8 protein-coding genes and 2 pseudogenes are annotated in these 11,383 nt (G+C 63.4%); 8 read left to right on the plus strand and 2 right to left on the minus strand.

Annotation, left to right across the window (positions count from 1 at the left end; all coding sequences use genetic code 11):
- The 3 genes and pseudogenes from ACH196_RS18100 to ACH196_RS18110 form a co-directional block, all read left to right on the plus strand.
- Positions 1–272: pseudogene (locus ACH196_RS18100) on the plus strand (hypothetical protein); the annotation flags it as partial.
- A 204-nt stretch (positions 273–476) separates the two neighbouring features.
- Positions 477–1,632: pseudogene (locus ACH196_RS18105) on the plus strand (IS3 family transposase).
- 316 nt (positions 1,633–1,948) lie between these two features.
- Positions 1,949–3,139, plus strand: a complete 1,191-nt coding sequence (locus ACH196_RS18110; protein ID WP_396648315.1) for an IS256 family transposase — start codon at positions 1,949–1,951, stop codon at positions 3,137–3,139.
- A gap of 274 nt (positions 3,140–3,413) precedes the next feature.
- On the opposite strand, the gene ACH196_RS18115 is transcribed toward ACH196_RS18110, so the two are convergent.
- Positions 3,414–4,310, minus strand: coding sequence for a proline iminopeptidase-family hydrolase (locus ACH196_RS18115; RefSeq protein ID WP_396648316.1), 897 nt, complete (start codon positions 4,308–4,310; stop codon positions 3,414–3,416).
- A 103-nt stretch (positions 4,311–4,413) separates the two neighbouring features.
- Positions 4,414–5,175 carry an autoinducer binding domain-containing protein gene (locus tag ACH196_RS18120; RefSeq protein ID WP_396648317.1) on the minus strand — a complete coding sequence of 254 codons (762 nt, stop codon included), beginning with the start codon at positions 5,173–5,175 and terminating at the stop codon, positions 4,414–4,416.
- 116 nt (positions 5,176–5,291) lie between these two features.
- On the opposite strand from ACH196_RS18120, the gene ACH196_RS18125 reads away from it, so the two are divergent.
- The 5 genes from ACH196_RS18125 to ACH196_RS18145 are packed head-to-tail and all read left to right on the plus strand — an operon-like array spanning position 5,292 to position 11,247.
- Positions 5,292–6,182, plus strand: coding sequence for a proline iminopeptidase-family hydrolase (locus ACH196_RS18125; RefSeq protein ID WP_396648318.1), 891 nt, complete (start codon positions 5,292–5,294; stop codon positions 6,180–6,182).
- A 51-nt stretch (positions 6,183–6,233) separates the two neighbouring features.
- Positions 6,234–7,172: an ABC transporter permease gene (locus tag ACH196_RS18130; RefSeq protein WP_396648319.1), complete on the plus strand. Its 939-nt coding sequence runs from the start codon at positions 6,234–6,236 to the stop codon at positions 7,170–7,172.
- Entirely contained in the window at positions 7,169–8,023 is an 855-nt protein-coding gene (locus ACH196_RS18135; RefSeq protein ID WP_396648320.1) for an ABC transporter permease, read from the plus strand. Before ACH196_RS18130 ends, ACH196_RS18135 begins: the two co-directional genes overlap by 4 nt.
- A complete protein-coding gene (locus ACH196_RS18140) occupies positions 8,020–9,699 on the plus strand; it encodes a dipeptide ABC transporter ATP-binding protein (protein ID WP_396648321.1) in 1,680 nt (559 codons plus the stop codon). Before ACH196_RS18135 ends, ACH196_RS18140 begins: the two co-directional genes overlap by 4 nt.
- A 48-nt stretch (positions 9,700–9,747) precedes the next feature.
- The gene (locus ACH196_RS18145) at positions 9,748–11,247 is read left to right on the plus strand and encodes an ABC transporter substrate-binding protein (RefSeq protein ID WP_396648388.1); all 1,500 of its coding nucleotides are present in this window, start codon (positions 9,748–9,750) and stop codon (positions 11,245–11,247) included.
- The last annotated feature ends 136 nt before the right edge of the window (positions 11,248–11,383 follow it).

Below are 11,383 nucleotides of genomic sequence, written 5' to 3' on the forward strand. Positions count from 1 at the left end.
CCGACGCGGAAAGCTCAAGGGGCGCATCGCAAAAGTGGGAACACAACGTATCTGGCTCGTCAGCCTATCCCACGCCTCAACAGGAATCCGGACAGGAGAGTCATCATGAAAACACGATCGAGATGGCTTTCGCCAAGCTCAAACATTGGCTGCGCAAGGCCGCAGCCCGCACCTACGACGATCTCTGGCGCGCCATCGGCAACGTATGCGACCTCTTCACACCGGACGAATGCTGGAACTATCTCAAGCAAACAGGATACGTTGCGCATTAATCGCCTGACGCTCTAGGCCGAAAAGAAGCGCGTTGCCGACCGTCGGCTTCGGGGCTGAAGTCGTGTGAAAACGCTTCTTACGCCTAAAAGCGTAAAATTCTGTTCTCAAAATCTGTTGTTGGCAACGCTGGATTAGCATTGACCTGCCACTGAGATTTTCCTCCACTTGGAGTTAGAGTCCGGCCTTGATTGAAGGACGGACGAATGAAGCGGAAGCGGTTCACGGAAGAGCAGATTATTACGGTCCTGCGCGAGCATGAGGCCGGTGCGAAGGCGGGCGATCTGGCCCGCAAACACGGGATCAGCGAGGCGACGCTGTATAACTGGAAGGCGAAGTATGGCGGGATGGACGTGTCCGACGCCAAGCGCCTGAAGGCTCTGGAAGACGAGAACGCGAAGCTGAAGAAGCTGCTGGCGGACCAGATGCTGGAAGCGGCGGCGTTGAAGGAGCTTCTGTCAAAAAAATGGTAGGGCCCGCCGCCAAGCGCGAAGCCGTCGCGCATCTGCAGGCCGTCATGGTCTGTCGGAACGGCGGGCCTGTTCCATCGTCGGCGCCGATCGCAAGATGATCCGCTACCGGCCCTGCCGACCGCCGGAGACGGAGCTGCGCGGTCGGCTCCGGGATCTCGCCAACGAGCGCCGCCGCTTCGGTTATCGTCGGCTGTTCATCCTGCTGCGGCGGGAGGGTGAGTTGTCAGGCATCAACCGCATTTATCGGCTCTACCGGGAAGAAGGGCTAACGGTGCGCAAGCGCCGGGCACGACGACGAGCGGTTGGCACACGTGCTCCGATCCTGGTTGAAGCGAGAGCGAATGCGCGATGGTCGCTGGACTTCGTGCATGACCAATTTGCCTGCGGGCGGCGTTTCCGGGTGCTGAACATCGTCGATGACGTGACGCGGGAATGCCTGGCCGCAATCCCCGACACCTCGATCTCCGGCAGGCGTGTTGCTCGTGAACTGATCGACCTGATCGCTCGTCGCGGCAATCCGGGGATGATCGTCTCCGACCACGGCACGGAGTTCACATCGAACGCGATCCTGGCATGGTCAAAGGATCATCGCGTCGAGTGGCACTACATCGCGCCGGGTAAGCCGATGCAAAACGGCTACGTCGAATCCTTCAACGGCCGGATGCGCGACGAGCTTTTGAACGAAAGTCTGTTCTTCGGCCTCGACCATGCCCGCAGCGCCATCTCGGAATGGGTGGAGGATTTCAACACCGCGAGACCGCATTCCTCGCTCGGATACCAAACCCCGGCGGCTTTTGCCGGGCTTCTCACCGCAACCGGTAATCCGGTTGCTCAACCCGCGCCCTACGGCGTAACAGAAACGGCCGAGGCTCTAATCGACGCTGGATGACAGTTCAGTGGCAGGTCACCTTCTGCGTTCTAAGTCTGTGTCCCGTCAGGAACGACATTCTCGTGCGCAAGGTCCAGGCCGAGTTTTCACACAGCCTCGGACCGCAAGCGGACTGTCTGTTCACCGTATGGTACGACCGAGCAACGGACGGAAGCGCCGAGCGTCGTGCACACCGCCCTTTTCCCGAACCAGTGCTCGGCAAGCCGAAGCGTCAGGAGGTAGTGTGCGGAGAGTTCTGCAAATTCGCTGAGAGACAGGCGGTCATGGCAGGCTGGTGATGTTCAACGTCACCTGATTCCCTGGAAGGAACGCCACCATGACCAAGATTGAAGGTACTGCCGCGAGCGCTGCGGTCAAAGAGATTCTGCTGTCGAACCCGGATGGACTTCGCGATGTGATCTGCGCCGTGATGCAGGAAGTTCTTGAGGCCGAGATGGATGAGACGCTTGGCGCGTCGAAGGGGGAGCGCACGGCCGAGTGGGTTGGCTACCGCTCGGGTCATTACGGCCGCACGCTGATCACGCGGGTCGGCAAGCTGGAACTTCGGGTTCCGCAGGATAGGCAGGGCCGCTTCTCGACCGAGCTGTTCGAACGCTATCAGCGCTCGGAGCGGGCTTTGGTTGCGACGCTTGCGGAGATGTATGTGCAGGGTGTGTCGACCCGCAAGGTGATCACCGAGGAACTGTGCGGGCACGCCTTCTCGGCCTCGTCGATCTCGGCCATCAACAAACGGCTTGATGAGAGCCTTGCCGCCTTTGCCAGCCGCCCGCTTCATGAGCCCTTTCCCTATCTCATCCTTGACGCCCGCTACGAGAAGGTGCGCGAGGCCGGCATTGTGACCAGCCAGGCGGTGCTGATCGCGGTCGGCATCGATTGGGACGGAAGGCGCCAGATCCTGGGCGTTGAAATGGCCAACCGGGAAAGCCGCTCTGCCTGGAGGGACTTCCTCGTCGGCCTGAAGGCGCGCGGCTTGAAAGGCGTCGAACTGGTCGTCTCCGACGATCATGCGGGCCTGGTCAAGGCGATCGGCGAGGTCGTGCCGGAAGCCGCCTGGCAGCGATGCTACGTTCACTTTCTCAGGAACGCACTGGACTATCTGCCCAGAAAGCACGGCGACGACTGCTTGTCCGAACTGCGCTGGCTCTATGAACGTCGCGATCTCGCTGAAGTGCGCGCCGATCTCGCCGCGTGGCTGGCCAAATGGTCCGCCCGCTATCCGCGCCTGACCGACTGGGCCGAGCAGAACATCGAGCGCACGCTCACCTTCTTCCGGCTGCCGCGCCAACATCACAAGCACCTGAAGTCGACCAACATGCTCGAGCGGCTCAACGAGGAAATCCGACGCAGGACCTATGTCGTGCGCATCTTTCCCAACGCAGAAAGCTGCCTGCGCCTCGTCAGGGCGCTCGCCGTCGAAACCCATGAAAACTGGATGGAGGCAAACCGATACATCAACATGGACGATCTACGCGAACACAAGAAAGCCGAAATGCGCCAAGCCGCATGACCGCCTTTTTGCAGAACTTGACGCACACAACCCGTCAGGACGGTGGTTGCAACGCCTGATCTCAGGCCGGTACTGAATTTGTCGCCGTTCAGGTGGCCTTCCTGGAAGGCGGCCTATTCGTCGGGCAAGACCCTTCCCGAGGTGTTCCGCGCCGGTAATGAGGTGGAAGGCGAGCGCGAGATTTCGGCGTCTTGCCGCCTCCGAGGCATTGGTTGGCGCCCCCTTTGGAAGCACAAAAGGTGCGTCCCGCGTCGAGAAGCTTGTCGGCGGCTCCTCAGTCCTGCGTCACCAGGAAGTCCGAGACGGTGCGGATGCAGAGTTCCCGCTCCTCGACATGGGGCATGTGGCTCGAATGCTCGAAAACGACCCATCGAATACCTGGAACGCGCTCCACATAGGGGCGCACCACCTCGGGTGTGGCCTCGTCATGGCGGCCGGAGATCAACAGCGTGGGTGCAGCGATGTCGCGTAGCCGATCCTCGATGGTCCAGTCCTTCATCGTGCCGATGACATGGAATTCGGTCGGTCCGTTCATGTTGCGGTAGACCGTATTGTCCTCATCCATGACGGCGAAGGTGCGGGCCACCTCGGGCGGCCACGGGACGACGCGGCAGACGTGACGGTCGTAAAAGACACGCGAAGCTGTGACGTACTCGGGGTCGGTAATGGTTCCGGCCGCCTCGTGGCGCGCCAGGGTCTCCTGTACGTCGGCCGGCAAGTCGCGGCGCAGACGATTGGCCTCGGCCACCCAGGTATGCATGCTGGCTGGCGAATTGGCGACGACGAGGGCCTTGAGGCCCTTCGGCCTGCGGACCGCATGCTCGGCCCCGAGCATGCCGCCCCAGGACTGGCCGAGCAAGGCATAGCGGTCCTGGATGCCCAGACCTCGGAGCAGCGTGTCGAGTTCGGCAAGGAAGAGATCGACCGTCCAGAAGTCAGGCCCCTTTTCGGGCAGCCGCGTCGAGTTTCCGTTGCCTAACTGGTCGTAATGGATCACCGCCCGGCCATCGAGCGCTGCGATATCCTTGAACGCGTCGACATAGTCGTGCGTGCAGCCTGGCCCACCATGCGCGACGACCAGCGGCAGCCTGGGCGAATCCAGAGGCCCGGTAACCCGGTACCAGGTGCGGTGATCGCCAAATGTGATGTAGCCCTCGGTCTCTTCGGTCAAGAACGGCACTCCTCGTTGCTGTCGCCACCATAAGGCAGTCGTATTGCCGGCGGCAGCTATGAGAAGTGATAGGCGCGCAAGCGGCCGATGCCCATGCCGGCGGTCAGGTGTCCAGCAGCCGGAAATGGGCGGCGCGCACGACGGCCTGCGTGCGGTTTCGGGCGCCGAGCTTTCGGGCGGCGGCGCTGAGATGCATGACGACCGTCGGCACCGAGCGCTTGATGATGCGGGATATCTCCTTGGCCGAGAAGCCATGTGCTGAGTGACGAAGGCATTCGCGTTCGCGGTCGGTCAGGGCCGGCAGGCGCGGGCTGAGGGCCGCGCGGTCGTAAAGAGCATAGGCCGCGTCGTGGAAGACATGCGCCAGCAGGCCGAAACGGGCGACCGTCCCGGCATCGCGCACAATGTCCTCGCTGGCGCCGAAGCGGATGCCGGTCACGGTGGCGTAACCGCCGCGCGGCATGTGGATGGGAATGGTCAGGCCCCTGGTCAGGTCTCGCTCACGCAGGTAGCGCGCCACCGGCTCGGTCTTCTCGTTCAGCAGCGCGCGGATCTCGGTGTCGACGCCGCTGTCGTAGCTCCAGCCGAACGGGGCAGAGCTGCGCGCAGCGACGATCTGCACCGGATCGATGCGGAAATAGCCGCGGTCGCACCAATAGTCGTGCATGTCGTCGTCGATATTGCGAAGCTTCAGCATCGACGGGATCATGATGGTGCCGTCGAGGTCGAACGGCACCGGGGTGTAGTCGTAGATCATGGCCTCGAAGCCAAGGCCGCGCACCGTCTCGAACGCGGCGTCGATGCAGGAGTCCAGCGTCCCGCGCCCGGCAAACCGCCGTTTGATCGTAGTGAGTTCGTCCAGCATCCCGACGCTCCGCGATCGACCTCCCAAGACGATCCTATCACTTCTTATAGCTGACGCATCCGCGACATTCCGCTAAAAATATGAGCATGCTTGGAGCAGTGCACGCGGAGTGACCAATGTGGCGTGAGATGGCGGCCGACGACCGCATCGAGGTCGATGTCGACGGCTTCAAGGTTGTCGCCTACAGCTTCGGCTGCGGCAGCGAGACGGTATTCTGCCTGAATGGCGGTCCGGGCCTGCCCTGCGACTATCTGCGCGAGGCGCATTCCTGCCTGGTCGACCAGGGATACCGCGTCGTCGCCTTCGACCAGCTCGGCACCGGCGCCTCCGACCGGCCGACAGACGCCGCGCTCTGGACGATCGGGCGCTATGTCGAGGAGACCGAGACCGTCCGCAAGGCGCTGGGGCTCGGCAAGGTCCACATGCTCGGCCACTCTTGGGGCGGCTGGCTGGCGATCGACTATGCGCTGACCTATCCCCAGCACCTGCGGACGCTGATCCTCGAGGACACCGTCGCGGACATGCCGCATCTCGTCTCCGAACTGGAGCGGCTGCGCGCTTCTCTCGGCCCCGAGACGGTGTCGATGATGCAGAAGCACGAGGCGCAGGGCACCTACAATCACCCCGAATACCTGGCGGCAGTGACGATCCTCAACTACCGGCATGTCTGCCGGCTGCCGGAGTGGCCGGCCCCGGTTCGCCGCTCGCTCGACGACTGGAACATGGGCCCTTACGGCACCATGCAGGGGCCGAACGAGTTCCTTTACATAGGCAATCTCAAGAACTGGAACCGTGTGCCGGACCTTCCGAGGATCACGATGCCGGTGCTGATCACCCATGGCGAGCACGATGAACTAACACCGGCTTGCGGCCTTCGCATGAAGCTCGGCCTGCCGAATGCCGAACTCCACATCATCCCGAATGCCAGCCACATGCCTTTCTACGAGAACCCGGCCGTGTATTATCCGATCCTGACCGGGTTCCTCGCGCGCAGCAAGGCAAGCTGATGCAGGCTGACCGCATGCGGCAGGAAGCGGACGGGAAGGCCCGTCACCACCATGCATCGCTATAAATTCGTCCTCACACGGCCTCTGCAGTTCCTGCCGGTGCTATTCGGCATCAGCGTGATCACCTTTATTCTGGTGCGGCTTATCCCCGGCGACCCGGCGCGCGTGCTGCTCGGCACCCGCGCAACCCCCGACGCAATCGCCCGCATCCGCGAGCAGTATGGCCTCGACGAGCCGATGGTCGTTCAATACGGCTACTTCCTGCGTAACCTTGCCAATGGCGAGATGGGCCGCTCGATCCTCTACAAGATCGACGTGCTGAAGCTGATCCTGACGCGCATCGAGCCGACGCTGATGCTGGTGCTGTGCAGCGTGGTGCTGTCGGTGCTGATCGCCGTGCCGCTGGCGGCGATCGCCGCACGCAACCAGGGCCGGCTGGCCGACCAGGCGATCCGCATCGCCTCGACCTTCGGCATCGGCTTTCCACCCTTCTGGCTCGGGCTGATGCTGATCATCCTGTTCAGTGTCGAGCTCGCCATCTTCCCGGTGTCGGGTTACGGCGAAACGCTGCCCGACAAGCTGGCGCATCTGGTGCTGCCGAGCCTGACCATCGCGCTGTCGCTGTCGACGGTGCTCACCCGCAGCCTGCGCGCCGCCATGGTCGAAGGATTGAAGTCGGACGTCGCCACCGCCGCTAGAGCGCGCGGCATGCCGGAAGGCATCGTGTTCTGGCGCCACGTGCTGCCCAATTCACTGGTGCCGACGGTGAACCTGCTGGCGGTCAACATTGGCTGGCTGATCGGCGGCACCGTTGTGGTGGAGACAGTATTTGCCCTGCCGGGCATGGGGCAGCTCCTGGTGCGCGCCATCTTCTCGCGCGACTATATGGTGGTGCAGGGTGTCGCGATGGTGTTCGCCTGCGCCACCGTGCTGATCAACTTCCTCGCCGACATCGTGACGGTGGCGCTCGACCCGCGGGTGAGGCTATGAGCGAACCCGCAGCCATCGCCGCATCGGGCACGAGGCCGCGCCGCGGACTTCGCCGGCAGGGAACGCTCGTCGCCGGCGCCGCGCTACTGGCGACCTTCGTATTCCTCGCCTTTGCCGCCCCGCTCGTCGCGCCTTACGACCCGATCGCGCAGGATGCGGCGGTGCGCCTGCAAGGACCGTCCTTTCTGCATCCGTTCGGCACTGACAATTTCGGCCGCGACATCCTTTCGCGCGTCATCTGGGGCACACGCATCGACCTGCAGATCGCGATCATCGGCGTGATCTTCCCGTTCATCATCGGAACGACGCTTGGCACGGTGGCGGGTTTCTTCGGCGGCATGGTCGATGCCGTTTTCATGCGGCTGGTGGACATCATCCTCGCCTTCCCGTTCCTGGTGCTGATGCTGTCGATCATCGCCATCCTCGGGCCGGGACTCTCGAGCTTCTTCATCGCCATGGCGCTGGTCGGCTGGGTGTCCTATGCGCGGCTGATCCGCGCCCAGATGCTGGTCCTGAAGAACCACGATTATGTCGTGGCGGCCGTCAGCCTCGGCTTCAGCCGCACCCGCATCATGTTCCGCCACCTGCTGCCCAACACCGTCGCCGGATCGGTGGTGTTCGCCATGTCCGATGCCGTGCTGGTGCTGTTGAGCGGCGCAGCGATCAGCTATCTCGGACTCGGCGTGCAGCCGCCGACGGCCGAATGGGGCGTGATGGTGGCGGAAGGCCAGCCCTTCGTGACGACGGCCTGGTGGATCACGTTGTTCCCCGGCCTTTCGATCGTGACGCTCGCCTTTGCCTTCAGCATGCTCGGCGACGGACTTGCGGACCGGTTCGGGGTCCACGAATGAGTGCGCCGCTGCTCAACGTCACCGACCTCACCGTCGTCCATGACGCGGAAGAAGGGACGCGTACCCTGCTTGACGCCGTGTCGCTCGAACTGGGCGCCGGCGAAGTGCTCGGCCTGGTCGGAGAGAGCGGTTCCGGCAAGAGCCTGCTCTGCCGGTCGCTGGTCAGGCTGCTGCCGTCAAGCCGGCTGCGGATCGCCTCCGGTTCGGTCATGCTCGCCGGACGCGAGCTGACAAGCGCCTCGGAAGACGAGATGCGTGCGGTGCGCGGCGGCGAGATCGGCATGATCTTCCAGAACCCGACGAGCCATCTCGACCCGGTAATGAAGATCGGCGGCCAGATCGCCGAGGGAATCCGCTTCCACCAGGGGCTCGACGCCAAGGCGGCGCGCGCAGCGGCGGTCGATATCCTGGCGCAGGTCGGGTTCCCGGACCCGGCCAGGGCCTATGACAGCTATCCGCACGAATTTTCTGGCGGCATGCGCCAGCGCGCCATGATCGGCGCGGCACTCTCGAGCAACCCGAAGATCCTGATCGCCGACGAGCCGACCACCGCTCTCGACGTGACGATCCAGGCACAGATCCTGTGCCTCCTGATGGACATCAGAGCCAAGCGCGGCCTCTCGGTCGTCCTGATCACGCACGACCTCGGCATCGTCGCCCAGGTCTGCGACCGCATCGCGGTAATGCGCAACGGCCGCGTGGTCGAGGTCGCCGAAAAACGCAGCCTGCTTTCAGCACCGACGCACGCCTACACGCGCTCGCTTATTGCCAGCCATCCTTCCCTGCCGGATGACCAGGTGACGGCGGAGGGGCCGAGACCACAGGCACCGGGGGCCGTGCCGGTGGTCGACATCGAAAAGCTGCACGTCCGCTTCGCCGGCGGCGGGCTGTTCAAGCGCGGCAGCACGGTGAACGCGGTCGACGGCGTCAGCCTGCGCATTATGCCGGGAGAGACGGTCGGCGTCGTCGGCGAATCCGGCAGCGGCAAGAGCACGCTGGCGCGCACGATCCTCGGCCTCACCCCTGCCACATCAGGCACGATCCGCTTCGACGGGACCGATATCGCTTCCGGTCGCAGCGCGCTGGCAACGCTGCGGCGCGAGACCGCCATGGTGTTCCAGGATCCCTACAACGCGCTTAACCCGCGGCTGACGGTCGGCAAGATGCTGGCGGAAGTGATGAGAGTGCAGGGCAAGGTCGAGGCAAGCCGCATCCCGGCGCGCTCCGCCGAGCTTCTCGACCTCGTCGGGCTCGGCCGCGAGTTCCTCGACCGCAAGCCGCGTTCGATGAGCGGCGGCCAGTGCCAGCGTGCCGGCATCGCCCGCGCGCTCGCAGTCGACCCGAAGCTGATCATCGCCGACGAGTGCGTCGCGGCGCTCGACGTGACCATCCAGGCGCAGATCGTCGAGCTTTTCCGCGAACTGGTGCAGCGCATGTCGCTCACGCTGATGTTCATTGCCCACGACCTCGCCATCGTGCGCCATCTCTGCCAGCGCGTGGTGGTGATGTATCGCGGCAAGGTCGTGGAGGAAGGCCTGTCGGCCGAGGTCTTCGCGCGGCCGAAACACGCCTATACGGCCTCGCTGATCGCCGCCATCCCGCATATCGATCCGGACAAGCCGCTGCTTGCGCCGTCGAAAACGCCGGCTTCCGCATTACGCCCGGCGACTGCCTGAACGAGAGACAACAACCAGAAGGGAACGACAATGTTGATAAGCAAATGGATGCGGATCGGACTGGTATCGGCGATGACCAGCCTTTCCTTCGGCGCGACGCTGGCCGAGGCGGCCGGCGTGCTGACGATCGGCCGGCGCGAGGACTCGACCACCTTCGACCCGATCAAGACGGCGCAGAACATCGACCTGTGGGTGTTCGCAAATGTCTATGACGTGCTGATCCGCGTCGACAAGACCGGCACCAAGCTGGAGCCCGGCCTGGCCGAAAGCTGGAATGTCAGCCCGGACGGCCTGACCTACACGCTGAAGCTGCGCGACGCGAAGTTTTCGGACGGTTCGGCGCTGACGGCCGACGACGTGGTGTTCAGCCTTACCCGCATCCGTGACGACGAGGGTTCGTTGTGGAGGGACCCGTTCAGCGTCATGGAGACCGTCGAGGCGACCGATCCCAAGACCGTCACGATCAAACTGAAACAGCCGACCGCGCCGTTCCTGGCGACGCTCGCCTTCCCGATCGCCTCTATCCTGTCCAAGGCAGGGTTCGAAAAGCTCGGCCCTGAGAAATATGCCGAGACGCCCATCGGCTCCGGCGCCTTCACCATCACCGAGTGGCGGCGCGGCGACCGCGTCATTCTCGCCAAGAACCCAAATTTCTGGCAGGCCGACCGCGTCAGCCTCGACGGCGTCGAGTGGATCTCGGTGCCGGACGACAACACGCGCATGCTGAACGTGCAGGCCGGGCAGCTCGACACGGCGATCTTCGTGCCGTTCTCGCGCGTCGCCGAGTTGCAGAAGGACCCCAACCTCACCGTCCATCTCGACCCGTCGACGCGTGAGGATCACCTGCTGATCAACCACGAGCACGGCGCGCTTACGAAGAAGGAAGTGCGGCAGGCGCTCGACATGGCCATCGACGAGCAGGCGGTGGTCGACACGGTCACCTTCGGTTATGGCGAGGTGGCGAATTCTTACGTGCCGAAGGGCGCGCTCTACTACTACGCCGACAATCTGAAGCGGCCCTACGATCCGGAAAAGGCGAAGCAGATGCTGGCCGATGCCGGCGCCTCCGATCTCACGCTGAATTATGTCGTGCGCGCCGGCGACGAGATCGTCGAACAGACCGCCGTCCTCCTGCAGCAGCAGCTCGCCAAGGCCGGGGTGACCGTCAACATCCAGAAGGTCGACCCCAGCCAGGAATGGGACATGCTGGTGGCAGGTGACTATGACGTCGGCGTCAACTACTGGACGAACGACATTCTCGACCCAGATCAGAAGACGACCTTCGTGCTCGGGCACGACGCCAACATGAACTACATGACCCGCTACAACAACGAAAAGGTCAAGGAATTGGTGGTGGCTGCGCGCATCGAGATGGACCCGGCCAAGCGCGAGCAGATGTATGTCGATCTGCAGAAGATGTCGAAGGACGACGTCAACTGGATCGACCTATACTACAGCCCGTACATCAATGTTTCGCGCAAGAACGTCGAGAATTTCTACCAGAACCCGCTGGGCCGGTTCTTCCTCGAAGACGTCGTCAAGAACTAGTCCAGCCAATGAAATGCGGGACGCCGCCAGGCAGCGTCCCGTACGGTCTTGACGACATGCTTGGTGTCCCGGTGTGCAATGCCGCCGGGACGCTTATTCAAGATATCGATATAGTGGCACCGATTCTGAGCGGGGC

This window comes from Mesorhizobium sp. IMUNJ 23232, assembly GCF_044326205.1.
Lineage (GTDB): Bacteria > Pseudomonadota > Alphaproteobacteria > Rhizobiales > Rhizobiaceae > Kumtagia.

What these genes read in the sequence shown, in the direction of transcription:
- ACH196_RS18110 (WP_396648315.1), top strand. Translation starts at nt 1,949, where the DNA reads ATGACCAAGATTGAAGGTACTGCCGCGAGCGCTGCGGTCAAAGAGATT.
- ACH196_RS18120 (WP_396648317.1), bottom strand. Translation starts at nt 5,175, where the DNA reads ATGCTGGACGAACTCACTACGATCAAACGGCGGTTTGCCGGGCGCGGG.
- ACH196_RS18125 (WP_396648318.1), top strand. Translation starts at nt 5,292, where the DNA reads ATGTGGCGTGAGATGGCGGCCGACGACCGCATCGAGGTCGATGTCGAC.
- ACH196_RS18130 (WP_396648319.1), top strand. Translation starts at nt 6,234, where the DNA reads ATGCATCGCTATAAATTCGTCCTCACACGGCCTCTGCAGTTCCTGCCG.
- ACH196_RS18135 (WP_396648320.1), top strand. Translation starts at nt 7,169, where the DNA reads ATGAGCGAACCCGCAGCCATCGCCGCATCGGGCACGAGGCCGCGCCGC.
- ACH196_RS18140 (WP_396648321.1), top strand. Translation starts at nt 8,020, where the DNA reads ATGAGTGCGCCGCTGCTCAACGTCACCGACCTCACCGTCGTCCATGAC.
- ACH196_RS18145 (WP_396648388.1), top strand. Translation starts at nt 9,748, where the DNA reads ATGCGGATCGGACTGGTATCGGCGATGACCAGCCTTTCCTTCGGCGCG.